Raw genomic sequence first — 23,115 nt, 5'->3', positions numbered from 1 at the left:
ACCCCATGCCCCGCAGAAATGTGATTAAACGTGACCATGCGACGCAAACAACACCTGCCACAGAAAGACTGTGCTCAATGCCAGCGACCGTTTCTCTGGCGGAAAAAATGGGCGCGCTGCTGGGACGAGGTGCGCTACTGCAGTGAGCGGTGCCGTCGTAGTGCCAAGTAGCCAAGCAAGCCACGGTGATAGCACCAAGTTCTGGGCAGGAATGTACCCCTAGGAGGCACAAGCATGTACAGCACGATTGATATTGTCTGGCTGCAAGACGACCTGCGTATTGCTGATAATCCTCTTTTACACTTTGCCTCTCCTCCTAGTTATCTGATGTGTATCTACGTGTTAGATGAGCGATGGTTCTTGCCATTATTTGACGGCGAATCAACGCCGCGTATTGGGCCTGCGCGGTTGCGCTTTTTATGGCAAAGCTTAATGGAGTTGCGTGGTGAGCTCCTAAAGCGTGGCAGCGATCTGCTGGTGCGCATTGGCAAGCCTAGTGATGTGGTGATTGAGTTGGCGTCAAAGCTAAACGCACGAGAGGTGCGTGTTGCTGACCATGCAGGGGTTGAGGAATTCGCGCATATTCAGGCGGTTGAGCAAGGCCTGCCTAGTCAAACGGCCCTCAATTGCATAGAGAGTGGGCGACTCATTGATCTAAAGGCGCTGCCTTTTGAGCGGGAAGCGCTGCCTGGGAGTTTTTCTGCCTTTAGGCGCAGTGTGGAGAGCGAATGTGCTGTGCCTGCCAGCCGCTGCGCTCCAATAACGTTGCCCCCTTGGCCCGAGGCGGCAAGGGGATTTCCGCCGCTAAAAGCCGTCTGTGAGCAGAGCGCTACCTGGCAGCCCGATCCTCGCCAAGGTTACGCTTATAGGGGAGGAGAGTCAGCGGCTCATGGGCGTCTGAAGGATTACTTGTGGCGTCAACAGGGCGGTGAAACCTACAAGAAAACCCGCAACGGGCTATTGGGGGCTAATTTTTCAACCCGCGTTTCACCCTGGCTGGCGCGAGGTTGCCTGTCAGCTCGTCAAGTCGATGAGGCTGTGAAAGCATGGGAAGCGGAAAACGGCAGTAATGAGTCAAGCTACTGGATTAGCTTCGAACTGCTCTGGCGGGAGTATTTTATCCGTGCCGCTCAGTTGGAAGGGGCGAAAATGTTTGGCTCACGCCAGACTGACCAGCCGTGTGCCGCTTTCGATGCCTGGCGTAACGGCACCACGGGGTTGCCGTTTGTGGATGCCGCTATGCTGGAGCTTCGCCACACTGGCTGGCTATCCAATCGTGCCCGGCAAAACGTGGCCAGCTTTTTAGTTAAAGACTTAAAGGTAGATTGGCGTTTGGGGGCGTTATGGTTCGAGCACTGCCTGATTGATTATGACGTGGCCAGCAACTGGGGCAATTGGCGCTATATTGCTGGTGTTGGGCGCGATCCTCGCCAAGATCGTTACTTTAATGTGCTCAAACAGGCGGGCCATTACGATCCCCAGGGGCTCTATGTTGCTCACTGGCTGGAGCAGCTCGAAACACTGCCCAATGGCCTTGAGCGCCATCAGCCGTGGCGTGCAGACCCCTTGAGGTTTGATGCTCCCTGCGTTGTGCCCGAGCAGTGGGAGCGATGGCTAATTCCTCGCTGTGAAGTAGGCACTTTAGCTGAGTCGTCCGCCGTGGAGAGCGTTATAAAGTAATTATCACCTTCGGCCAGACCCTAGTATCTACCTCTTTTCTAGGCCATCATTCCAGATATGCCAAGGACTGCCTAAGGATCGATATAATGTCTGGTAATTTCTCTATTGGGCGGCGCTGCAGCCCTCTTTTGTGTGTTTCCATAGTCGCAGCGCTAAGCGCTCCTTTCGCGTCAAGCGTAGCGGTCGCTAACCCTCAGCTAATGTCAGAAGTCGATACCCAGGCTGCTTCTGAGGTTAGCTATGCTAATTTTCAGCAGTGGCTTCGAGATTTTCGCCAGTACGCTGCAGGCCAAGGGGTCAGCGAAGCCACATTAAGCAACGCCCTGGATGGCGTTCGTTATCGTGAGCGTGTGATTGAACTCGACGGCTACCAGCCCGAATTTGTTCGCCCTATTTGGGAGTATCTGGATACCGCGGTTTCATCCACGCGTATTACTAACGGTCAAGAAAAGCTGGCTGATCACCGTGACACTGCTCAGCAAATGGAGCAGCGCTATGGGGTGCCAGCAGAAATAATCGTCGCCATTTGGGGCATCGAAAGTAACTATGGCAGTAATTTTGGCGATTTTTCGACCTTGGAGTCCCTGGCCACGCTGGCTTACGATGGTCGACGCCGTGACTTTGCTCGAGGTGAGCTGCTCGCGGCGTTACGGATTATTGATCAAGGTGATATCGCTGCTGAAGACATGAAGGGCTCCTGGGCTGGGGCGATGGGACATACTCAGTTTATTCCCAGTAGCTTCGAAGCCTATGCCGTCGATGGCGACGGTGACGGTCGGCGCGATATTTGGGACAGCATCCCTGATGTCATGGCATCAACGGCCAACTATCTTGACCGAGCCGGATGGCAAACCGGTCAACCCTGGGGTATTGAGGTACGCCTGCCCGAAGGGTTTGATTACGCCCAGACCGAACGCCGCAGCAGTGCCGAGTGGCGCAACCAAGGCGTACAGGCGCAGCAGGGCGAATTGCCGAACTTCGATAGCGCCGCTATCGTGGTACCCGCTGGCGCTAATGGCCCTGCATTTTTGGTAGGTGCTAATTTCCGTGCGATTTTACGCTATAACAATGCCACCAGTTATGCACTGGCCGTTGCGACGTTAGGCGATGCGATCGCTGGACGCGAGGGCATTCAGCACAGCTGGCCCCGGGATCAAGCGCCACTTACCCGTGACAATGTTCAAGAACTTCAGCGCGCATTGAACCGGGTAGGATACTCTGTAGGCGGCGCGGACGGCATTATGGGGCCCAACACCCGGCAAGGTTTGCGGAACTTTCAGCGTGATCAAGGGTTGATACCGGATGGGTTTGCGACCCAGGAGCTACTTGAACAGCTACGCCAGCGTTCGCAGTAAGCAGTGTTAAAAGGGTGCTTCTACTTTCCAAGGATGATGTTATGCAGTTGATAGGTAAGATGTTTTTTAACAGAGTGATGTTAGGTGCCGTGTTGTTAGGTGCCGTGTTGTTAGGTTCTGGTCTGTCTGCTTCCATGGCGATGGCAGATGATGACCAGGTATTCGGCTGGGTTGAAAAAGCCACCCTGCAACCCTGGGATATCGAGGTAAAAGCCAAGCTCGATAGCGGAGCATTAACCTCTTCATTAGATGCTCGCGATATAGAGATGTTCGAGCAGGATGACGAGGAGTGGGTGCGCTTTCGTTTGAAGCTTGAAGATCAAGGAAGCGGAGACGTATTCAGCGACCAAATTGAGCGGCCGCTTTATCGAGAATTGGCTGTTCGCGGAGCAGGCGGCCGCGACGAGCGTCCAGTGGTGTTGTTGGAAGTGTGTATGGGCGACACCATTTACGAAGAGCAGTTTAGTCTACGTGACCGTGAAGAAATGAACTATCCGCTGCTGCTCGGTCGTCGTACCATTAGCCACCTTGGCTTGCTGGATGTGCGTGAAACCTTCTTGCAGGAGCCCGAGTGTGGGGAAAACGCCACCGTTGTGCCCCACGACCCAGAAGATGAACAGTCCTAACTTGCCTGTCGATAAACGCTTAAAACAGCCGTGATAGAAGCGCGGTCACGGCTGTTTCAACGCGTAAAATGCGCGGGCCTAGATGCATACCCTCGCAACCTGCTAGCATTAGTTGCTCTACCTCCCAAGCAATAAAACCGCCCTCAGGGCCTACCAATAGCAGGGTAGGTTCACTTATGCCTCTTGGGCAGGCGTTGGGCATGCCAGGATGGGCTACGAGTCCGCGGCGTTCGCTGAGTAAGCCAGGCAGTTGCTGCTCCAAAAAAGGACGAAAGCCTTTGCTCAGGGTGACCGATGGTAGCTGGGTGTCGCGGGCTTGCTCTAAGCCGAGTAGCAAGTGCTGGTAGATTTTCTCCGGGCGTAACTCAGGGGATTGCCAGTAGCTCTTCTCAACCCGTTTAGTATGTAGCAGGGTGATCTCTTTGACGCCTAGTGCCGTCACATGCTCTAACGTACGCGCCAACATACGGGGACGGGGCAGAGCCAATGCCAAATGTACGGGTAACGGTGGCGGCGGTGGCTCATCAAGGTTTTCTAATTGGAAATACGCGCGCTCAGCGTTGAGCTCTTTTAGCATCGCTTTGCCCATGGCGCCGCCTTGCACACCCACGGTGAGCCGGTCGCCAGGTGCCGATCGATGGACATCACGAAGGTGTTTTAGTCGGCGTGGATCGGTGATGCAGACGTGGCCGTCATTGGTGAGATCGTTGGGATTGAGCAGAATCAAATTCATAATGATGGTCTATTGGTCACAAAGCAGGCACGGTACGCCTTGCTAAACTATTAAGGTGGCTTGCATAGGCGCGTGGTGCAGGCACAATATCAGCAACGGAACCAGTAACGGGAATAAAAAAGTCCCTATCGCGTTTAAGGAGATGCGCCGTGCGCGTAATTCGCAAATATGCAAACCGCAGGTTGTACGATACTCAGCAGAGTCGTTATGTGACGCTGGAAGACCTGCGTCGTTTAATCATCGAAGAAGAGCCGTTCAGGGTGGAAGATGCCAAAAGCGGAGAAGACCTGACGCGGACTATTCTGCTCTCTATCATTATTGAGCAGGAGCAAGCGGATAGCGAAGCGGAAGTGTTTTCAAACGATCTTCTAGCGCAGCTTATCCGGGTTTACGATATGACCTCACCGTTGCCGCTGTCGCGTTACCTCGAACAAGGTACGCAACTGATGTTGGAGCAGCAGAAACGTTTGCAGAGCCAGTGGAAACAGGCAATGCGCAACACGCCGTTAGAATTTATGCGTGAGCTTGCCGAAGAGAACATGCGCTTTTGGCAAAATACCTTGAATCAGCCGGGTCAAGCCGATGAGTCGAGTGATGCTGAGCAGCCTGAGAGCGATAGCAACGATACCAGCAAAGATAACAAACCCTCCTCCTGACCCCACTTGGTGCTGCGCTGTGGCATAATGCCGCCGATATACGCTCTCCCGTTTGAGAAGGATGCACATGAAGGTTTTGATGATAGGCGGCGGTGGTCGCGAGCACGCCCTGGCTTGGAAATTGGCGCAATCTACCCAGGTTGAGCAGGTCTTTGTCGCCCCCGGCAATGCCGGCACCGCGGCGGAAGCGAAGCTGACCAACGTAGCGATTGCCGCAACGGATCTCGACAGCCTGGTCGCTTTTGCCCGTGATGAGCAGATTGGCTTGACCGTGGTGGGGCCGGAGGCTCCCTTGGTTGAAGGTGTTGTTGACCGGTTCCAAGCGGCCGGTCTGACTATCTTTGGCCCTACTCAGGCGGCTGCTCAGTTGGAAGGCTCAAAATCATTTACCAAGGACTTCCTGGCCCGTCATGATATTCCTTCGGCTGACTACCAAACGTTTACTGACGTAGACTCTGCGCTTGCCTATTTAAGCAAAATGGGCGCACCCATTGTGATTAAGGCGGATGGCCTAGCAGCGGGCAAAGGCGTCATCGTGGCGCTGAGTGAAGCCGAAGCTGAGGCTGCTATTCGCGATATGCTGGAGGCCAATGCCTTCGGCGGTGCAGGCGCTCGCGTGGTTATCGAAGAGTTTCTGGAGGGCGAAGAGGCGAGCTTTATTGTCATGGTGGACGGCGAGCATGTGGTACCCATGGCCACCAGCCAAGACCACAAACGCGCTTATGATGGTGATACCGGCCCTAATACCGGCGGTATGGGCGCCTATTCACCAGCGCCTGTGGTCACGCCCGAGGTTGATGCACGTATCATGGAGCAGGTCATTCTGCCCACCGTGAGGGGCATGGCTGCAGAAGGCAATGCTTATACAGGGTTCTTATATGCAGGCCTGATGATCGACGCGGCGGGTAACCCCAAGGTTATTGAGTACAACTGCCGCTTTGGTGATCCTGAAACTCAGCCAATCATGCTGCGCTTAACCTCTGACTTCGCTGAGCTTTGCTTAGCGGGTGCCCAGGGCAAGCTGGATGGGCAACGCTGCGAATGGGATTCCCGTGCAGCGGTGGGCGTGGTGCTGGCGGCCGGAGGCTACCCTGGCAGCTACCGCAAGGGTGATGTGATTCACGGTTTAGCTGCGGCTGAAGAAACGGGCTGCAAAGTGTTCCACGCCGGTACCGCGCAGGATTCTCAGGGCGAGATTATTACGGCAGGTGGACGTGTGCTGTGTGTAACGGCATTGGGCAATAGCGTCTCAGCGGCGCAGCAGCAAGCGTACCAAGGCGTTAATGCTATTCACTGGGACGGCGTCGAGTGTCGCCGTGATATCGCCTTCAGGGCGATTGCCCGAGAGGAGTAAGCACGCCTTACGCTAAGCTAATACTGACGAGGAAACAGGGCATGGAGCGTGTCAAGCTGGACTTTCCCGCTGAGGCGGTCATACATCGTCACCCCTTGACCGTGAGGGTAACCGATATGAACTACGGCCGTCACTTGGGGCATGATGCGCTGGTATCACTGCTCCACGAGGCGCGCATTCAAGCCTTTGCTGCACTGGATCTGCCTGAGTGGGATATGCAGGGATACCCTTCGGTGGTCGCTGATCTCGCCGTTCAGTATCAAAGTGAAGCGCGCTGGCCCGATGGCCTAACGATTGCCACCGCTGTACCCGAGCCCCAAGGCAAAGCGTTGACGATCTATCAGCGCATCTACCAGGCAGATTCTCAGCAGGTAGTCGCTACCGCACGGATCAATCAGCTACTGATTGATCGTGCTACTGGGCGTCCTGTCGAAGTACCCGAGCAGGTTAAACAAGCGCTTTCCCACGCGAGGTATGGCTGATGTCTCGGGAGTATCCGATTATCGCGGTAACCGGTTCCTCAGGGGCGGGTACCACCACCGTGAAGCGCAGCTTTGAGCGCATGTTTCTGCGCGAAGATGTGCATGCAGCAATGGTCGATGGCGATGCCTTTCACCGCTATACCCGTGATGACCTGCACCGCATCTTCCGAGAAGAGCCAGAACGCAAAGACGAACTTTCGCATTTTGCCGTAGAGGCGAATTTGCTGGATCGTCTGGAAGGGTTGTTTAGTGAGTATGGCGAACACGGTTCGGGTACTTTTCGGCACTATATCCATGCTGAGGATAAGCAGAAAATTGAAGCAGGCTGCCGGGTAGGTACTTTCACCGAGTGGCAGTCGCTGCCCTGTGGTACCGACCTGCTGTTTTATGAAGGCTTACATGGTGGGCTGGTCACTGAGGAGTATGACATTGCCCGCCATGTGGATCTGTTGGTTGGTGTGGCGCCAACCATGAATCTTGAGTGGATTCAAAAGATCGACCGTGATACCAAGCTGCGGGGCTACTCACAAGAAGCGGTCATTGACACTATCCTGGGTCGGATGGATGACTATGTGCGCTACATCCAACCGCAGTTTTCGCGTACTCACATCAATTTTCAACGTGTGCCCACTGTCGACACCTCTAACCCCTTTGAAGTTCAGGATATTCCCACCGACGCTGAGTCGTTCGTGGTCATCCGTTTTCGTGATCCCTCCACCGTTGATTTCCCTTGGCTGCTGGCGATGATTAAGGACTCGTTTATGACCCGTCCGCACACGTTAGTGGTGCCGGGGGCGCGGATGTCGCTGGCGATGGAGTTGATTCTTGCCCCCTTGGTTAGGCATCTTCTTTCCCAGAGACGCTTTCGTTAAAAGGTAGCGGGCTTGAAGCTACCTCTCACCGGTGCAATTCATCGGTGCAATCATCAGACTGGCAGAGATAATTCGACACTTAAGTGGCAAGTAGTTAATAAAGGAGAGCTGTATGGATTGTCTGTTTTGTAAAATCATTAACCGTGAAATTCCCGCTGATATCGTTTATGAAGATGACCACGTGTTGGCATTCAATGATATTGGCCCCCAGGCGCCTACTCATCAGCTAATCATTCCTAAAAAGCATATCGCCACGCTCAATGATATCGATGAGGCTGATATTGCCACAGTAGGGCGGCTTCAGTTTACCGCCGCCAAGCTTGCCCGCGAGCAGGGGTTTGCTGAAGATGGCTACCGCGTGGTGATGAACTGCAACGAAATGGGCGGACAAACGGTCTACCATATTCATATGCATCTACTCGGTGGGCGTGCATTCACATGGCCTGCCGGTTGAGTTCGGCAGATCGCTATCGCAAGTCAACGGAGTGTTGCCATGGATCGTCAACAGAGTCGTTCAGATCGCCTGATACATCAGTTCGATACCGTTTTACGAACGCTTATGCCACACGCTGCTTCACCACAGCGCACCAGCCCCGCTGAAGGTGTGGCTGAGGGAACGTTCGACGATCAAGAGCGCCGCCATGCAGCAGGTTTGATGCGTATCAACCATACTGGTGAGGTGTGTGTTCAAGCGCTGTATCAGGGGCAGGGCGTGACCGCTAAACTTCCTCATGTGCGTCACCAGATGGAGCAGTCGGCGCTAGAGGAGATCGATCATCTTGCCTGGTGTGATGAGCGTCTAGAGCAGTTGCAGAGCCGAACAAGCTGCTTAAACCCGTTGTTTTATGCCGCTTCCTTTGGCATTGGCGTGGCCACTGGGGCGGTCAGTGATCGTATTAGTTTGGGATTGGTCGCCGCGACCGAAGAGCAGGTAGGTAAGCATCTTGATTCACACCAACAGTCGCTACCCCGTGGCGACAACCGCTCCCGCGCCATACTGCGCCAGATGGCAGTTGATGAAGCTCACCATGCTCAGCTTGCCTTAGAAGCGGGGGGCGTTCGCTTTCCGGCACCGGTGAAGTGGGGCATACGGCTGGCCTCTAAGGTAATGACTAAAAGCGCCTATCATCTCTGAGACATATTCACGCTGCATAATGGGTTAAGTGGCGGTGTAGGGAAGTCGTTACCAAGGAGAGGAGCAAGAAGATGCTAGGCAATGCAGTGCTGTTTTTAATTATTGCGATCATCGCTGGGGCGGTCGGTTTTTCTGGCATTGCCGGGGCGGCGTCCACCATTGCGCAAATTTTGTTTGTGCTGTTTCTTATTTTGTTTCTTGTGTCATTTTTTACCGGCCGCAGACGTTAGGGCTTTGCGCTAGCGTCAGTGCAAACACAAACTAAAAGGCCCCCGCTCTGCGGGGCCTTTTGCTGTCAGCATTGACTGCCAGCGTGATGCTAATGATTAAGCATCAATACGCTTATACTTCATGCGCTTAGGCGTATCGTTTCCGACCCGCTTTCTATGATCCTCTTCGTACTCCGCGTAGTTGCCTTCAAATAAGACCACTTCAGAGTCACCTTCAAAGGCCATAATGTGCGTGGCGATACGGTCAAGGAACCAACGATCGTGAGAGATCACCATCGCGCAGCCTGGGAAGGCTAGAAGCGCGTCCTCCAGTGCCCGCAGGGTTTCAATATCCAGGTCGTTGGAGGGCTCATCGAGCAGCAGCACGTTAGCGCCTTGCTTGAGCGTTTGGGCAAGCTGTAAGCGACCGCGCTCACCACCGGAAAGCTCCGACAAACGCTTCTGCTGGTCGTTACCCTTAAAGTTGAAGCGACCCACATAGGCACGCGAGGAGACTTCGTAGCCGTTAATATTAAGGATATCCTGACCATCCGAAACGGCTTCCCACACGCTCTGCTTGTCATCTAAGCCGTCGCGTAGCTGTTCGACGTAAGCGATATCGACCGTTTCACCCACCAGGACTTCGCCTTCGTCCGGCTGCTCTTTACCGGTAATCAGTTTAAAGAGCGTCGATTTACCCGCACCGTTACCACCGACGATACCAACGATCGCACCCTGGGGAATGGTGAAGGAGAGGTTCTGGTAGAGCAGCTTGTCATCGAAGCGTTTAGCCACATCACGAAACTCAATGACGTTATCGCCCAGGCGCGGGCCAGGCGGAATATAAATTTCATTGGTTTCATTGCGCTTTTGGAAGTCGCCAGACTGCATCTCTTCAAAGCGGTTGAGGCGTGCTTTGCTTTTTGCCTGGCGGCCTTTGGCGTTACTGCGCACCCACTCAAGCTCTTGCTTGATGGCTTTCTGACGCGAGGCTTCCTGCTTGGCTTCCTGGTTCAAACGCTGATCTTTCTGCTCCAGCCACTGGGAGTAGTTACCCTCGAAGGGTATGCCTTGGCCACGATCAAGCTCCAAAATCCAACCCGCCACGTTGTCCAGGAAGTAGCGGTCGTGGGTGATCGCCACTACTGTACCGTTATAGTCGTGAAGGAAGCGTTCAAGCCAAGCCACCGATTCTGCATCCAGGTGGTTGGTAGGCTCGTCAAGCAGCAGCATATCGGGGCTGGAGAGCAGTAAGCGGCAGAGTGCTACACGACGGCGCTCACCACCTGAGAGGTTGCCCACTTTGGCATCCCAGGGGGGGAGTCGCAGTGCTTCGGCAGCAACGTCAAGTTTGCGTTCCAGGTTATGCGCATCAGCAGCTTCGATAATATTTTCAAGCCGGGCCTGCTCGCTGGCTAGCGCATCAAAGTCGGCGTCGGGCTCTGCGTAGGCCGCATACACCCCATCCAACTTCTCCTGGGCATCTTTGATCGCCCCCAGTGCTTCTTCGACGGTGTCGCGGACGTTTTTCTCGTCATCTAGCTGCGGCTCCTGTGGAAGGTAGCCAACATTGATGCCAGGCATCGGACGAGCTTCACCTTCAAACTCTTTATCGACACCGGCCATAATGCGCAGCAGTGTGGATTTGCCCGAACCGTTAAGCCCCAGAACGCCGATTTTGGCGCCAGGGAAAAACGAGAGCGAAATATCCTTGAGAATTTGCTTTTTGGGCGGCACTACTTTGCCAACCCGGTTCATGGTGAAAACGTATTGCGCCATGGAGATCCGTTAAGTTGTTGAAAAGAAGAAAGCGACAGCAGCAGGCTGCTGGCTCTTATTGCTGGCTGAAGCGTGATGATAGTGGTCTGCACCAGGAAAGGCTAGGCTACTTGAGGTGTTGGCTAGCCAGGCCCGCTCATTTGCTGAGAAGGCCAAGCTGCTCAAGGATTACTCTTCTTCGTCCCAGTCATCTTCGATGGCGCGCTGAAGTCGTCGCTCTTCCAACCACGCCTCGACTTGGCGCCGCGCGCGTAAGCTGTCAGCTTTGCTCGGTTTGCTTCTGTTGTAGTGGTCGTCATTGACGGCGTCTAAGCTTTCGAACTCATCTGAGTCGAGTGTTTCGTTGCCTAAGGTTTCATGACTTAGGGTCTCACGACTTAGGGGATCACGGCTCATGTGATGTCCTCCAACCCAGCCGGCGTGCCGGCGTAACAACGGCTTCACGCGAGTACATGTGCAGTTTATTAAACACATGTCAACTGCAAAGTGAAGCGCCTAGCGCAATTCAAGCGCCTTGCCGCTATATAACGCCAGTTGGGATGAAGTTCAAGCTTTATAGTTTTTTTTAGTGAGAAAGTTAATGATTAGCTGTTTTCTCGCTGCTTTTGTAACTCCGCTAGCGCAAGCTGTGTTTCTACACGCTCCGTTACATCTTTTTGCACGCCAATGTAATACATCAGCTTGTCTGCTTCGTCATAGACCGGCGTAATGGAAAGTTCATTCCAAAACATGGTGCCGTCTTTGCGATAATTACGCAGTACTTCTCGAGAAGGTCGGCCCTCGTTTAGCGCATCTCGAATGGCGACAAGCGCGTCCTGGTCGCGGTCTTCGTTCTGTAAAAAGCGGCAATCGCGATACAGAATTTCATCAGCACTATAGCCCGTCAAGCGCTCAAAGCCTTTGTTGACGTAGATGAGGATATTTTCATCCCCTTCCTGTTCGGCAACGACAATGCCGTCTTCCGATGCGTCAACAATACGTTCGAGCAATTCTGGACTGATCAATGGAGATCGTTTCATCAAGGGGTTCCTGTTGCAGCTCCAATCCTTTCCGTCGTTCACAGTCGCTTTCGCCCATGAGCTAACGGAATTTCCAATCACTTATTATAGGCAGCATAGCAAAGGCGCCACTACATCACTGCTATTCGGCCCTATCATGGCGAGCGTTGTCACGCATTGCAATCGCGAACGTTACGCTAATGTAGGTAGAACTCTCGATAGCACGCTTGAATACATGTAGTTACCAGTGGCGCGTCACTCGACTTCAGGTAATTGATGGGTGCTAAGTATGGCCCCCACGGCGGTAGCCGCTAGCATGAGGAGTAATGTGCCGCTACCAAACCACTGGGCAAAAGCGCCAATAAGGCCACCTACAATCAACATTAATACGCCGGTTAAGGTATTCGAGAGCGCCACGTAAAGCGCACGATTATCTTGGCTGGCCATATCGACGAGGTAGGTTTTACGCCCTAAGCGTACGCCGTGGTGAACAATCACGAGTAGTGCATAAACTGCCGTATAGGGCCATATGCTGTGTGTCCACTCGCCGGGTAACCAAGCTAAACTAGCGCCCATTATGCAGCAAATGGCGGTACCGATCGCCGCATCGCGCATCACGCCACGGCTCGACTGATCCGCCCGTTTCCCCCATGCCGGGCTAGCTACCATCGCGGCCAGCCCCGACATCACAATCAGTATACCCAGGCCTCCCAGGTCGGTGCCGCTTTGGTTTTGCCCTAGCAGGGCGATGTAGGGTAGGGCGAGTGCACTTGAGAGCAGCAGCGCCCTGGCAAGGTTGAAGTGTAAAAAAGTACGGTCATCTTTTAACAGCGACAGTCCCTGTTTAATACTGTCCCAGCCGTTTTCGCCGCCTTCTACTGCCCCAGGGGCTTCTTTGATGCGTGCGGCGGCGATGGCATTGATTAGCCACCCGCAGGCAGCTATGGCCAGCAGTATCGCCACCACTAAATGGCCGGGTCGGCTCTCAAACAACATTAGCAGTGTCCCAGCGACCAGCGTTGCACCACCAGCAATGCTGCCGCTCCAGCCCATTAGCGTACCGCGGCGGCGCTTGGCAATGGTTTTGCCCAGCACATCTTTTGTGGCAATTGAGGATAAGCCACGTGCCAGTGAGAGCAGAACTAATGCTGTGAGCACTAACGCTCCGCCCAAGGTGCCGGTGGCGAACAACGCCAGTACGGCAAGCGTTAAGGCAGCGAAGGCTTGGGTCAGCGCGCCGACCACCCACACCCATTTGCGCTTAGGTTTTAAGCGAATAAACCCCGCTACGAAGATTTGCGGCAGCAGGGCACCCGATTCTCGGATGGGGACCAGCAGACCTACCATCCAGATGGGAGCGCCAATAATGCCCATCAGCCAGGGTAAGACTAAACGCGCGCTCGACAGCTCGTCAGCCAGTTTATTGCCCAAAGAGGCCCATATATGTAGAAAAAAATTACGCGGTTGTTCGTCGCAGGCGCTTTCAGGTATGTCGTCGCACATGCGGCTGTCGTCATCGCCCGTTAGCCACTCATACAGGCGAGTTTGTGAAACGTTATGCTCGGCCATTGGGACTCCTTCTTAATCGACCTATCTCAAGCGACCTGTCTCAAGAGAGCTATCTCAAGCCATCTCAAAATGACAGAATATCCTTTTAGAATGCCACATTAACTTGCCTGGGAGATCAGGGATGTCACGTATTCAAATCCGTTATTGCACGCAATGCCAATGGCTGCTGCGCAGTGGTTGGTATGCACAGGAATTGCTCTCAACCTTTGGTGAAGGTTTAAGCGAGGTCTCATTAGCCCCTTCCCATGGGGGTACGTTCGAGATCTGGTGTGATGATCTGCTGTTATGGGAGCGCAAGCGCGATGGCGGTTTCCCAGATATCAAGCTTCTTAAACAGCGTGTACGCGACCAGTTGGAGCCGGGTCGAGATTTAGGGCATATCGACCGATGAATCAGGATAGGCAAGCAATCCTGTTTGGCTTAGGGGCCGTCGCATTATGGTCGACGGTGGCAACGGCCTTCAAAGTGGCACTCGCTTGGATGAGCCCTCTAGAGCTGATGTGGCTCGCAGCGCTTGTTTCTTGGGCACTGATGGGGGCGCTGGTCATCAAGCAGGGAAATATCGCCACAGCGTTGCGCACCGGTTGGAAGACAGCAGCGTGGGCAGGGCTTATGAACCCAGTGGCTTATTATTTGGTGCTCTTCGCCGCCTATGACCGTCTCCCAGGGCAAGAGGCGATGGCACTAAATTACACCTGGGCCTTAGCGATGGCGTTTTTGGCCGTGCCTTTGCTCGGGCAGCGCTTAACGCGTATGGATATTGTTGCTGGGCTGGTCGCCTACGCAGGCGTATGGGTGATAGCAACACGAGGCGCGATTTTAAATGTCTCTTTTGCCGACCCGTTAGGGGTCGTGCTGGCACTCGCTTCGACTCTTCTTTGGGCGCTGTATTGGCTGCTTAATGCGCGGGATAGCCGACCACCCCTTGTTGGCCAGTGGCAAAACTTTAGCGTTGGCCTACCTGTGTTGACCCTATTGCTATTACTGGGCCCCGGTTACCAGTGGCACGGTTGGCCTGCCTTTGGTGCTGGTGTGTATGTGGGGCTATTTGAAATGGGGGTGGCCTTCATTCTGTGGCAGTTGGCAGTGCATAAAGTGTCGCGCACGGCCAAAGTCTCCAACCTGATTTTTCTCTCACCTCCTGTATCACTGCTGTTACTTTTCCTGGTAGTGGGAGAGCCTATTTTGCCTTCAACGTTGATTGGGCTAGTGCTGATACTGCTGGGGCTCGGGCTGCAACAAGCACAGAAAAACGAATAATTCTGAATATTTTTTTGTGTTTTAATGGTGTTCTTATTGTAATTTTTTGTGACATTTGGTTTTATAGCCTCAGGATGAGTAGGAAATTAACTAAATTAGGCTAAGCTCAGCTAATTAAGTTTTATCTACCATGTGTTTACTTCAAAAATTGGGCGCTCGTAGGGACACAGGCTCACTTCGGGATGAGACTTCGCGAGCTTACGCTTGAAGCAATAGTGCAGCATGGCTCAATGGGTCACACGAATAATGAGCTGCGTGCAATGAGTGCCACATCATAGGGAACGCTGACGATGAAAAAAAATGCCGTATCGAGACTAAAAAAAACCTTCTGTCACCATGTTTTTAAGCCGCTGACAATGACCACGTTAGCGTGTGTCCCGCTTACGGCATTAGCGCAGTCGCTACCCGCTAGCCTCTACGCGCCAGGTGCCACTGATCTTCCCAGTACTATTCAACAAACGATCATTACTAATCCCGATGTAAACGCTGCATGGGCGAACTTTAGCGCTTCTGGGAGCGATGTCAGAGTCGCAAAGGGTAATTATTTGCCTTCGATTGATATCTCTGCGGGCGTGGGTCGGCAAGACCAGCAAAATGATGGGCGCGGAAGCTATAGCAGTGACTTTGCTGAGCTCACGCTCACCCAAATGGTGTTTGATGGGTTTGCCACCCGTAGCGAAGTAGAGCGTTTGGATCGCACTCGGCTGATTGCCTATTTTGAGCTGCTGGGTGCAAGTGAAGAGGTGACGCTTGAAGCTTTTCGCACCTACCTTGATGTGCTTCGCTACCGCGAGATGGTGCGTTTAGCTCAAGATAATTACCGCGAACACCAACGTGTGTTCTCGCAAATTGAAGAGCGTGCGCTTTCCGGGGCGGGCCGTGGCGTTGACCTAGAGCAAATTAGCGGCCGTTTGGCGTTAGCCGAATCCAACTTGATGACCGAGGCGTCGAACCTGCACGATGTAACGGCTCGCTATCAGCGTATCGTAGGCGAACTTCCTCCTCAGAATATGTCGCCTGCACCTAGCTTGGCCGATGAACTACCCGCTGGTGTCAACCAAGCGATCGAAATGGCATTTGAGGGGAACCCTGAGTTCCATGCCGCGATTGAAAATATTGCTGTGCAACGTGCGGAACAAGAGGCTGCGAAGGCCGCCTTTATGCCCCGCCTGGATATACAGGGACGTACGGGCACCAATAATCAAGACGACTCGATAGCTGGGCGCAGTGATGAGCACAGTATTCAACTGGTCGCCAGCATGAACCTCTATCGCGGTGGTTCTGATAGTGCAGCTTTTGATGCGGCGGCCACGCGTATTGAACAAGCCGTCAATCAGCGCGAAACGGCCTGTACAAACGTACGTCAAACCACGCAAATTGCTTATAACGATACCCAGCGTTTGGGTGAGCAATTGAGCTATCTGAATGATCATCGCCAATCGATCAACCGGGTTCGTGGGGCTTACCAGCAGCAGTTTGATATTGGCCAACGTACTTTGTTAGACGTGCTTGATAGTGAAAACGAGTACTTCGAGGCTAGTCGAGCCTACGCGAATGCAGAGTTTGACTTAACTTTGGCTCAAGCGCGTACGCTAGCAGCAATGGGGCAACTTATGCACACCCTTGAAGTGGTGCGTGACGATATCCCCACTCTTGATGAATTGGGGTACGACGACGCCACACTTAGCGCTGAGATGGCCTGTGGAACGGAAGGGCCTCGTGGCTTTAATTTAGAAGACTTTACGCGCGGTATTTCTTCGTTACCCGCTCACGCTGATACGCTAGCGTCGTCTTACGCCGCCAATGAGCAGCCAGTCATGATTTCCCAGTACCTGCAATTGGGCCACGAGGATGTGCTGGTCACTAACGGCTAACGTGTTCGAATAGTTTGCTGTGCAGAAACAGAGTTATTCGTCGTTTGGCGGCGAAGGGTTAGCGGCTTTCGCTAATCATAGGGGAAATAGATGCCTAAATAGGCATTAGGGGAATGAGGTCTCTGTGACACAAACCAAGCTGGAAAGGCCGGCCGCTGCAAATGCTAGCGAGCAGCCAGTAGGCGATGAGTTACTCGAATGTTTGAAAGCGGTTGCCTCATTTCATCAGCATGAGGTGTCATCAGAGGCCCTTAGAGCTGGCTTGCCCTTGGAGCAGGGCAAGCTAACGCCTTCCGTATTTGGCAGGGCTGCCTCCCGTGCTGGACTGACGGCGCGAATTGTTAAAAGCAAGCTGTCGGCGCTTAACCCAGCGCTCTTCCCCGCTATTCTATTGTTGGAACCAGGTAGGGCGTGCGTGCTGTTGGGAATTGATCTCAAACAGCAAAAAGCGAACGTCATTTTTCCTGAACTATCTGAATCAAACGTTGAACTGCCCCTAGACGAACTCTATGCGGGCTATAGCGGTGAAGCTATATACGTTCGTCCTAAGTTTCTAGTGGATAACGCGTCTGAACCAGGCGTCAAGAAGCGCCGCGACCAGCACTGGTTTTGGGGCGTCATTCGCGAAAATAGATCTCTCTACCGCGATATCGTGTTGGGGTCGGTGGCGATCAATGTGTTCGCCATCGCCATGCCGCTGTTCGTGCTTAACGTCTATGACCGAGTAGTGCCCAATCAGGCAACGGAAACGCTATGGGTGCTGGCAATAGGCATCTTTATAGTGCTGTGCTTTGATTTGGTACTCAGGCTAATGCGCAGCAGCTTTGTCGACTTAGCCGCTAGCCGTGCGGATGTGAAGCTCTCTTCCTCAATCATGGCTAAAGCATTGGGCCTTCGTTTAGAAGAGCGCCCCGCATCAACCGGCTCGTTCACTTCGACGCTCCAGTCTTTTGAGTCGGTACGCGCGTTTATTGGTTCTGCGACCATTCTGGGGATTGTCGATCTTCCGTTCGTACTGATGTTTGCGGCGATTATCGCGCTGATTAATCCCTGGCTAGTGCTGCCGGTATTGGTGGGCATCGTATTTGTGCTGCTCTACGCGCTGGCTGCTCAGGGTAAGCTTCATGAACTTTCTCAAACTACCTGGGAAGTCGGCGCACAGCGCAACTCACTGTTGGTAGAGTCTATTTCCCAATTAGAAAATGTTAAGGCCCTGCGGGCTGAAAGCCGTATCCAGCGCCACTGGGAAAAATCATCGGCCTTCCTTTCCCGTACTGGCGCGCAGCTTAAGATGGTGAGCACCTCAGTCTCCAGCGTGGCCCAGTGGGCGCAGCACAGTGTGGCGGTGTGCGTCATTATCGTCGGTGTATATCAAATCATCGAAGGTAACCTCACCCAGGGTGGGTTGATTGCCGCTTATATGCTCTCTTCCCGGGCGATGGCACCTATAAGTCAGGCTGCAGCGCTGCTGGCGCAATATCATCAATCCTCCACGGCGCTTGAGTCACTCAATGCGGTAATGGATAAGAAGGTTGAGCGCCATGAAGGCAAGGCTTATGTAGAAAAGCCCAGCTTCGCCGGCAATATACGCCTTGAGAAAGTCACTCTTCGTTACCCCAATGAAGAGCGCGAGGCGCTGAAGGATGTATCGATAACTGTCAAAGCCGGTGAGAAAGTTGCGCTACTTGGCCGCATTGGTTGCGGCAAATCTTCATTAAACAAGCTAGTGCTAGGGTTTTATCAGCCAACCTCGGGGGCCGTGCTGGTTGATAACGTGGATATTCGCCAGTTAGACCCACTGCAGCTGCGCCGTCATATTGGCTATGTTCCTCAAGACGTTAGCCTGTTTTCAGGATCTCTGCGGGACAATATTGTGGCGGGTGGCGGTAGCGACCGCGTTGAGGATGAGGCATTGCTTAGAGCGATTGACTTGGCCGGCCTAGAGTCACTCGTCAACAACCATCCACATGGCGTGGATTTGCAAGTAGGTGAACGCGGCCAAGCACTTTCCGGCGGGCAAAAACAGTCTGTCGCCATTGCCCGTGCGCTAGTGCAGGATCCGCCTATTTTGCTGTTAGATGAACCGACAAGCTCTATGGATAATGCTAGCGAAGAAGCGTTTAAAGCCAACCTTAAAAACGTCGCTGCTGGCAAAACCATCCTAGTGGTCACGCACCGTACCTCGCTCCTCTCATTGGTCGACCGAATTATTGTCATGGATGCCGGCAAGGTCGTGGCGGATGGCCCGCGGGATACAGTGGTAGAGGCATTGCGTAAAGGCCAGATCGGGAGGGCATCGTAATGGCGCGTAAACCCTCTTCCACGACCGAGCAAAAAGGTTTTGACGCCATTGGCCGTTTTTCAGAAAAAGGCCAAAAACCATTTCGCCCTTTTATGGATCGGTTGTTTGCCAAGCGTGTGACCTCTGCCCACCTAAACCGCGATTGGGCAAGCGATACCGACTGGGCGCGTATGCAGCAAGAGCCCATTCGTGCACGGTTATTCCTCTATACCGTCCTGCTCACTGTGGTTGCGTTGTTAGTGTGGGCGTATTTTGCTTCTATCGATGAAGTAACCCGTGGGGCAGGGCGAGTGATCCCTGCAAGCCAACTACAGCGTATCCAGTCTTTTGATGGTGGCGTTGTTGAACAGATCTTTATTCGCGAAGGGCAGATCGTCGAGGCAGGTCAAGTGCTGATGCAGATCGACCCTACGCGCTTTGTTTCTGATTTTCGAGAAAACCGTGCCCAGCGTTATGCGCTTCAGGCGCGTGCTGAAAGGCTACGTGCGCTAGCAACGGGCACTGCGTTTGAGCCTTCCGAAGAGCTCCGTCAAGAAGTGCCTGACATTGTGATGCAAGAGCGCGAGGTTTATGAAAGCCGTCGTGAAGAGTTGCGCGAACAAGAAAATGTGCTTAATGACCGCATTCGTCAGCGTCAGGAAGAGCTGCGAGAGGCGCAAGCTCGCCGTGATACAGCCCAGCGTGAAGTCAATATGGCCAGTCAAGAGCTTAACTTGACTCGCCCGCTGTTGGCTTCGGGGGCTGTGTCTGAGGTAGAAGTGCTGCGCTTAGAGAGAGATGTATCTAGTGCCACAGGGGAGCGTAACCAAGCGGATGCCGCTGTTTCACGTTTAGAGGCCGGGGTGGAAGAAGCAGAAGGGCAATTGCTGGAGCTGGGTGCCGAACGCCGGAGTGAGTGGCGGAATGATCTGGCTCAAACGTTGGGCGACCTAAATGCATTGCAACAATCGGGAACTGGTTTGCAGGATAGGGTACGACTGACCGAAATTCGCTCGCCGGTTGATGGTATTGTTCAGCGCATACACATCAACACCATAGGTGGTGTTGCTCAGCCAGGGGAAGAGGTTGTTGAAATCGTGCCTACTGACGACCAACTGCTGGTTGAGGCGCGCATCGCCCCGCAAGATATCGCCTTTTTGCATCCTGGGCAGCCTGCGACTATCAAACTGACGGCCTATGACTATGCCATTTATGGTGGCTTACAGGCCGAGCTTGAGCGTATTAGCGCCGATACCATTACTGATGATGACGGTAATACCTTCTATCAAGTGCGGGTGCGCAGTTTAGAAAACGAAAATGTCGCCGATAAACTACAAGTAATTCCCGGCATGACGGCGCAAGTGGACATAGTAACGGGCAAGCGCACAGTGATGCAGTTTATGCTGAAACCTGTCTTAAGAGCGTGGCGTGATTCCATGGGGGAACGCTGATGAAGCATTGGTTCATTACCAGCGACGGTAGTTTAAAAGGGCGTTGGAAAAAAGCGTTTGAAAATATTGGTTCATCAGACCCTGAAGCCGTGCTCCAATCGGCTCAACCGAACGACTTGGTATGGCTTTCCACTACTGTTAAAAATTGGCCACAGTTAGTCCCTTTAATTGTTGCTGAAGGTGCTGTTGCCGTAGTGCTCAGTTATGCACCGGATGACCGGGAAGCGTTGAGAGCGTTAGATCTTGGTGCTCGTGGCTATGTGCATACCTTAGCCGCCCCTGAGGTGCTTAAGCAGGTGGCATTGGTGGTGACCAATCAAGGCATATGGGTAGGACAAGAGCTGCTAGCCAAAGTGCTGGGTGGCTCATTTAAGACGCTCCAGCAGCGCCATCAAGGCGCCTCATTTCAGTATAGTGAATATCTTGAACTGCTAACTGAGCGGGAGCGAGGAGTGGCACTCGCCGTGGCTCGGGGTGCTACCAATAAAGAGGTGGCGAGACAGTTGGATATTACCGAGCGTACCGTTAAGGCGCATTTAAGCGCTATTTTTAAAAAATTAGCGGTACGGGATCGGCTGCAGTTGATCCTTAAGCTGGCCCCGATTGCTGAACAGTTAAGTTCTTAGCATAGCCAGACATTAATTGTTGGGAGATATTCACCAATAGTGGCATCACTAATCAGTCGTTGTTGCGTTACAGAATGAGGCCTAAAAGGCCTCATTTTTTTGTCCATCGGTACAATACTTTTTAATTGCTTACTCACCTAGGATGGATTCATATGCCGCTAATCTCACTAGTGCTAATTCACTAGGATTAAGTGGTACCAAACAGTGATCGGTCAATGATCTAGGAGTGACACATGGCAACTGCAACGGTAATCGCTATTACAGGGCAAGCATGGGCGCGTGACGAAGCTGGCAATCTACGTGAGCTGCGCATTGGTGATACGCTTCAAGAAGGCGAAACGCTAATCACCTCCGATAATGGTCGCGTAGAGCTAGATTTCGCTGACGGTACGGACGCCAATGTAGTAGAGGGCGGTCAAGAGGTGGCCGTTACTGCCGACTTGGTTAGTGATCTTATCGTTGCAACGGAAGACGCCAGTGCCCAAGACGACGATCTTGATGCCCTGCTTGCCGCCCTAGACGACGGAGAGGGCGATTTACTTGACCTGCTTGACGCGACTGCAGCCGGTGGTGGTGCCGGTGGCGGTGGCGGTGGCAGCGATTTCGTACGCGTTGCTCGTATCGCCGAAGAAACCGATCCGCTTAGTTTCAGCACCGAAGGTGGTCTAGAGGGCACTGAGTTTGTTGAATTTGACGGTGGTGCTGTAGCAACGGCTACCGCTGATGAAGTGCCTGAGCAAGAACCCGAACCGACCCCCGAGCCAGAACCGACCCCCGAGCCAGAACCGGCCCCCGAACCAGAACCGACCCCTGAGCCAGAACCGACCCCTGAGCCAGAACCGACCCCTGAGCCAGAACCGACCCCTGAGCCAGAACCAACTCCAGGTACTGGAGTGACTGGTGTTATTACCCTAAGTGTTCCTCAGCAGGTCATTGAAGGTGAGTCGATCACCGTTTCAGCCAGCGTTAGCAGCGCCCCTCAGGGCAGTCCGTTGGTTATTACACTGAATAATGGGCAACAGATCACTATTGCCGCGGGTGAAACAACTGGCAGTGTGACCTTCGACAGCCGCTCGGATGATGTCTACGAGCAAGGCGAGGAAAGCCAGACTTTTGCTATCACAGGCACTACTGGTGGTGAGTTCGAGTCCCTGGATAGCAGTGCCGAAGCCACCGTCGTCACGATTGACGACAGCGACACCGTCACCGCCACCCTGAGTGCCGACAGTGACAGCGTCGCCGAAGGCGGCACCGTCACCTACACCGTGACGCTGACCGGCCCGCAAGGCGCCGATCGACACCGTCACCGCCACCCTGAGTGCCGACAGTGACAGCGTCGCCGAAGGCGGCACCGTCACCTACACCGTGACGCTGRCCGGCCCGCAAGGCGCCGACCTCAGCGGACACAACGGCCTCGAGTTCCGCCTCGCCGACGGTTCCACGGTCACCATCGCCGCCGGAGAACTCAGCGGCAGCGCCACCGTGACCGCCGCCGACGACGCCTTCGAAGGCGGCCAAGCCACCCTGGTCAACAGCATCGCCACGGTAGAGAACGACAGCGACAGTGAGTTCGAACAACTCGTCACCGCCGGTGAGACCAGCGTCACCGTCACCGACGAACCCGGCACCCCGGGTAACCCTGGCGATCCTGGTGATCCCAATGGCGGCGACGCGATCAGCGTCAGCATCGTGGCCGACCAAGCCGAGTTCAGCGAAGCCGAAGAGCAGACCTTCACGGTCAGCCTCAGTGAAGCGGTCGACCGCGAGGTCACCGTCACCCTGGACGGCGGCAACACCGTCACCATCGCCGCCGGCGAGACCGACGCCACCTACACCCGTGACCCGCAAGGCGACGACGTCTTCGTGGACGGCGAGAACGTCACCGTGGCCCTTGAAGACGCCGCGGCCACCGACGGCAGCGCGTTCGAGAACGTCACCCTGGGCGACGCCGCCGAGACCACGGTCATACGGCGAGAACGTCACCGTGGCCCTTGAAGACGCCGCGGCCACCGACGGCAGCGCGTTCGAGAACGTCACCCTGGGCGACGCCGCCGAGACCACGGTCATCGACACTATCGACACCGTCACCGCCACCCTGAGTGCCGACAGTGACAGCGTCGCCGAAGGCGGCACCGTCACCTACACCGTGACGCTGRCCGGCCCGCAAGGCGCCGA

25 protein-coding genes are annotated in these 23,115 nt (G+C 54.1%); 19 read left to right on the top strand and 6 right to left on the bottom strand.

What is annotated here, in order from left to right:
- Window positions 1–36: 36 nt before the first annotated feature.
- From RO22_RS24105 to RO22_RS08890, 4 genes are all read left to right on the top strand, one after another.
- Window positions 37–171: a DUF2256 domain-containing protein gene (locus RO22_RS24105; protein WP_083868814.1), complete on the top strand. Its 135-nt coding sequence runs from the start codon at window positions 37–39 to the stop codon at window positions 169–171.
- A gap of 63 nt (window positions 172–234) precedes the next feature.
- Window positions 235–1,680, top strand: coding sequence for a DASH family cryptochrome (locus RO22_RS08900; protein ID WP_009287672.1), 1,446 nt, complete (start codon window positions 235–237; stop codon window positions 1,678–1,680).
- An 86-nt stretch (window positions 1,681–1,766) separates the two neighbouring features.
- Window positions 1,767–3,035: a lytic murein transglycosylase gene (locus RO22_RS08895; RefSeq protein WP_009287673.1), complete on the top strand. Its 1,269-nt coding sequence runs from the start codon at window positions 1,767–1,769 to the stop codon at window positions 3,033–3,035.
- 41 nt (window positions 3,036–3,076) lie between these two features.
- Window positions 3,077–3,661, top strand: a complete 585-nt coding sequence (locus RO22_RS08890; RefSeq protein ID WP_041158161.1) for an ATP-dependent zinc protease — start codon at window positions 3,077–3,079, stop codon at window positions 3,659–3,661.
- Window positions 3,662–3,680: 19 nt separating this feature from the next.
- Here the strand turns inward: RO22_RS08890 and RO22_RS08885 are convergent, their stop codons facing one another.
- The gene (locus RO22_RS08885) at window positions 3,681–4,394 is read right to left on the bottom strand and encodes a 16S rRNA (uracil(1498)-N(3))-methyltransferase (protein WP_027960151.1); all 714 of its coding nucleotides are present in this window, start codon (window positions 4,392–4,394) and stop codon (window positions 3,681–3,683) included.
- A 149-nt stretch (window positions 4,395–4,543) separates the two neighbouring features.
- Here RO22_RS08885 and phaR point away from each other — a divergent pair, with 149 nt between their 5' ends.
- From phaR to RO22_RS24100, 7 genes are all read left to right on the top strand, one after another.
- Window positions 4,544–5,050, top strand: a complete 507-nt coding sequence (phaR, locus tag RO22_RS08880) for a polyhydroxyalkanoate synthesis repressor PhaR (protein ID WP_009287676.1) — start codon at window positions 4,544–4,546, stop codon at window positions 5,048–5,050.
- Between the two features lie 67 nt (window positions 5,051–5,117).
- Complete coding sequence (gene purD, locus RO22_RS08875) at window positions 5,118–6,404, top strand: phosphoribosylamine--glycine ligase (protein WP_022522741.1); 1,287 nt, start codon at window positions 5,118–5,120, stop codon at window positions 6,402–6,404.
- Window positions 6,405–6,445: 41 nt separating this feature from the next.
- Window positions 6,446–6,886: an acyl-CoA thioesterase gene (locus RO22_RS08870; protein ID WP_022522742.1), complete on the top strand. Its 441-nt coding sequence runs from the start codon at window positions 6,446–6,448 to the stop codon at window positions 6,884–6,886.
- Complete coding sequence (locus tag RO22_RS08865; protein ID WP_009287678.1) at window positions 6,886–7,758, top strand: phosphoribulokinase; 873 nt, start codon at window positions 6,886–6,888, stop codon at window positions 7,756–7,758. Before RO22_RS08870 ends, RO22_RS08865 begins: the two co-directional genes overlap by 1 nt.
- A gap of 112 nt (window positions 7,759–7,870) precedes the next feature.
- The gene (locus RO22_RS08860; RefSeq protein ID WP_022522743.1) at window positions 7,871–8,212 is read left to right on the top strand and encodes a histidine triad nucleotide-binding protein; all 342 of its coding nucleotides are present in this window, start codon (window positions 7,871–7,873) and stop codon (window positions 8,210–8,212) included.
- 39 nt (window positions 8,213–8,251) lie between these two features.
- Window positions 8,252–8,893 (top strand): 2-polyprenyl-3-methyl-6-methoxy-1,4-benzoquinone monooxygenase, encoded by a 642-nt coding sequence (gene coq7, locus RO22_RS08855; RefSeq protein ID WP_027960152.1) that lies wholly within the window; start codon window positions 8,252–8,254, stop codon window positions 8,891–8,893.
- A 71-nt stretch (window positions 8,894–8,964) separates the two neighbouring features.
- On the top strand, window positions 8,965–9,123 hold the full coding sequence (locus tag RO22_RS24100; protein ID WP_022522744.1) for a DUF1328 domain-containing protein: 159 nt from the start codon (window positions 8,965–8,967) through the stop codon (window positions 9,121–9,123).
- A 96-nt stretch (window positions 9,124–9,219) separates the two neighbouring features.
- Here RO22_RS24100 and ettA read toward each other — a convergent pair whose 3' ends face one another.
- From ettA to RO22_RS08830, 4 genes are all read right to left on the bottom strand, one after another.
- Window positions 9,220–10,881, bottom strand: coding sequence for an energy-dependent translational throttle protein EttA (ettA, locus tag RO22_RS08845; protein WP_009287680.1), 1,662 nt, complete (start codon window positions 10,879–10,881; stop codon window positions 9,220–9,222).
- Between the two features lie 168 nt (window positions 10,882–11,049).
- Entirely contained in the window at window positions 11,050–11,277 is a 228-nt protein-coding gene (locus RO22_RS08840) for a PA3496 family putative envelope integrity protein (RefSeq protein ID WP_022522745.1), read from the bottom strand.
- A gap of 188 nt (window positions 11,278–11,465) precedes the next feature.
- Entirely contained in the window at window positions 11,466–11,900 is a 435-nt protein-coding gene (locus RO22_RS08835) for a PAS domain S-box protein (RefSeq protein ID WP_022522746.1), read from the bottom strand.
- A gap of 234 nt (window positions 11,901–12,134) precedes the next feature.
- The gene (locus tag RO22_RS08830; RefSeq protein WP_027960153.1) at window positions 12,135–13,448 is read right to left on the bottom strand and encodes an MFS transporter; all 1,314 of its coding nucleotides are present in this window, start codon (window positions 13,446–13,448) and stop codon (window positions 12,135–12,137) included.
- A 121-nt stretch (window positions 13,449–13,569) separates the two neighbouring features.
- Between RO22_RS08830 and RO22_RS08825 the strand changes: the two genes are divergently transcribed.
- From RO22_RS08825 to RO22_RS24855, 8 genes are all read left to right on the top strand, one after another.
- Window positions 13,570–13,839 (top strand): SelT/SelW/SelH family protein, encoded by a 270-nt coding sequence (locus RO22_RS08825; protein WP_027960154.1) that lies wholly within the window; start codon window positions 13,570–13,572, stop codon window positions 13,837–13,839.
- Window positions 13,836–14,708, top strand: a complete 873-nt coding sequence (locus RO22_RS08820) for a DMT family transporter (protein WP_027960155.1) — start codon at window positions 13,836–13,838, stop codon at window positions 14,706–14,708. Before RO22_RS08825 ends, RO22_RS08820 begins: the two co-directional genes overlap by 4 nt.
- 290 nt (window positions 14,709–14,998) lie before the next feature.
- Window positions 14,999–16,582: a TolC family outer membrane protein gene (locus RO22_RS08815; protein ID WP_009287683.1), complete on the top strand. Its 1,584-nt coding sequence runs from the start codon at window positions 14,999–15,001 to the stop codon at window positions 16,580–16,582.
- A 124-nt stretch (window positions 16,583–16,706) separates the two neighbouring features.
- Window positions 16,707–18,884 carry a type I secretion system permease/ATPase gene (locus tag RO22_RS08810; RefSeq protein WP_009287684.1) on the top strand — a complete coding sequence of 726 codons (2,178 nt, stop codon included), beginning with the start codon at window positions 16,707–16,709 and terminating at the stop codon, window positions 18,882–18,884.
- Window positions 18,884–20,314, top strand: a complete 1,431-nt coding sequence (locus RO22_RS08805) for an HlyD family type I secretion periplasmic adaptor subunit (RefSeq protein ID WP_009287685.1) — start codon at window positions 18,884–18,886, stop codon at window positions 20,312–20,314. Before RO22_RS08810 ends, RO22_RS08805 begins: the two co-directional genes overlap by 1 nt.
- Complete coding sequence (locus RO22_RS08800) at window positions 20,314–20,940, top strand: helix-turn-helix transcriptional regulator (protein WP_027960157.1); 627 nt, start codon at window positions 20,314–20,316, stop codon at window positions 20,938–20,940. Before RO22_RS08805 ends, RO22_RS08800 begins: the two co-directional genes overlap by 1 nt.
- Window positions 20,941–21,173: 233 nt before the next feature.
- Window positions 21,174–22,271, top strand: a complete 1,098-nt coding sequence (locus tag RO22_RS23840; protein WP_052475580.1) for a retention module-containing protein — start codon at window positions 21,174–21,176, stop codon at window positions 22,269–22,271.
- Window positions 22,234–22,935 carry an immunoglobulin-like domain-containing protein gene (locus tag RO22_RS24855; RefSeq protein ID WP_318025896.1) on the top strand — a complete coding sequence of 234 codons (702 nt, stop codon included), beginning with the start codon at window positions 22,234–22,236 and terminating at the stop codon, window positions 22,933–22,935. The genes RO22_RS23840 and RO22_RS24855 overlap by 38 nt, the downstream gene beginning before the upstream one ends.
- Here the strand turns inward: RO22_RS24855 and RO22_RS24665 are convergent.
- Window positions 22,904–23,115, bottom strand: a 212-nt coding sequence (locus RO22_RS24665; RefSeq protein WP_200890238.1) for a hypothetical protein, incomplete at its 5' end; no start/stop codon positions are given. The two genes, RO22_RS24855 and RO22_RS24665, sit on opposite strands and share 32 nt — an antisense overlap.

Origin of the sequence: Halomonas sp. KHS3 (genome assembly GCF_000830495.1) — a bacterium.
Classification (GTDB): domain Bacteria; phylum Pseudomonadota; class Gammaproteobacteria; order Pseudomonadales; family Halomonadaceae; genus Vreelandella; species Vreelandella titanicae.
This window is presented reverse-complemented; position numbering and strand designations above follow the sequence as displayed.

Bases quoted from the DNA above. Each gene is read 5' to 3' on its own strand.
- RO22_RS24105 (WP_083868814.1), top strand. From the start codon at position 37: ATGCGACGCAAACAACACCTGCCACAGAAAGACTGTGCTCAATGCCAG.
- RO22_RS24100 (WP_022522744.1), top strand. From the start codon at position 8,965: ATGCTAGGCAATGCAGTGCTGTTTTTAATTATTGCGATCATCGCTGGG.
- RO22_RS08865 (WP_009287678.1), top strand. From the start codon at position 6,886: ATGTCTCGGGAGTATCCGATTATCGCGGTAACCGGTTCCTCAGGGGCG.
- RO22_RS08825 (WP_027960154.1), top strand. From the start codon at position 13,570: ATGTCACGTATTCAAATCCGTTATTGCACGCAATGCCAATGGCTGCTG.
- RO22_RS08895 (WP_009287673.1), top strand. From the start codon at position 1,767: ATGTCTGGTAATTTCTCTATTGGGCGGCGCTGCAGCCCTCTTTTGTGT.
- RO22_RS23840 (WP_052475580.1), top strand. From the start codon at position 21,174: ATGGCAACTGCAACGGTAATCGCTATTACAGGGCAAGCATGGGCGCGT.
- RO22_RS08805 (WP_009287685.1), top strand. From the start codon at position 18,884: ATGGCGCGTAAACCCTCTTCCACGACCGAGCAAAAAGGTTTTGACGCC.
- RO22_RS08820 (WP_027960155.1), top strand. From the start codon at position 13,836: ATGAATCAGGATAGGCAAGCAATCCTGTTTGGCTTAGGGGCCGTCGCA.
- RO22_RS08870 (WP_022522742.1), top strand. From the start codon at position 6,446: ATGGAGCGTGTCAAGCTGGACTTTCCCGCTGAGGCGGTCATACATCGT.
- RO22_RS08840 (WP_022522745.1), bottom strand. From the start codon at position 11,277: ATGAGCCGTGATCCCCTAAGTCGTGAGACCCTAAGTCATGAAACCTTA.
- coq7 (WP_027960152.1), top strand. From the start codon at position 8,252: ATGGATCGTCAACAGAGTCGTTCAGATCGCCTGATACATCAGTTCGAT.
- RO22_RS08830 (WP_027960153.1), bottom strand. From the start codon at position 13,448: ATGGCCGAGCATAACGTTTCACAAACTCGCCTGTATGAGTGGCTAACG.
- RO22_RS08815 (WP_009287683.1), top strand. From the start codon at position 14,999: ATGAAAAAAAATGCCGTATCGAGACTAAAAAAAACCTTCTGTCACCAT.
- RO22_RS08890 (WP_041158161.1), top strand. From the start codon at position 3,077: ATGCAGTTGATAGGTAAGATGTTTTTTAACAGAGTGATGTTAGGTGCC.
- RO22_RS08860 (WP_022522743.1), top strand. From the start codon at position 7,871: ATGGATTGTCTGTTTTGTAAAATCATTAACCGTGAAATTCCCGCTGAT.
- ettA (WP_009287680.1), bottom strand. From the start codon at position 10,881: ATGGCGCAATACGTTTTCACCATGAACCGGGTTGGCAAAGTAGTGCCG.
- RO22_RS08885 (WP_027960151.1), bottom strand. From the start codon at position 4,394: ATGAATTTGATTCTGCTCAATCCCAACGATCTCACCAATGACGGCCAC.
- RO22_RS08835 (WP_022522746.1), bottom strand. From the start codon at position 11,900: ATGAAACGATCTCCATTGATCAGTCCAGAATTGCTCGAACGTATTGTT.
- RO22_RS08800 (WP_027960157.1), top strand. From the start codon at position 20,314: ATGAAGCATTGGTTCATTACCAGCGACGGTAGTTTAAAAGGGCGTTGG.
- RO22_RS08900 (WP_009287672.1), top strand. From the start codon at position 235: ATGTACAGCACGATTGATATTGTCTGGCTGCAAGACGACCTGCGTATT.
- purD (WP_022522741.1), top strand. From the start codon at position 5,118: ATGAAGGTTTTGATGATAGGCGGCGGTGGTCGCGAGCACGCCCTGGCT.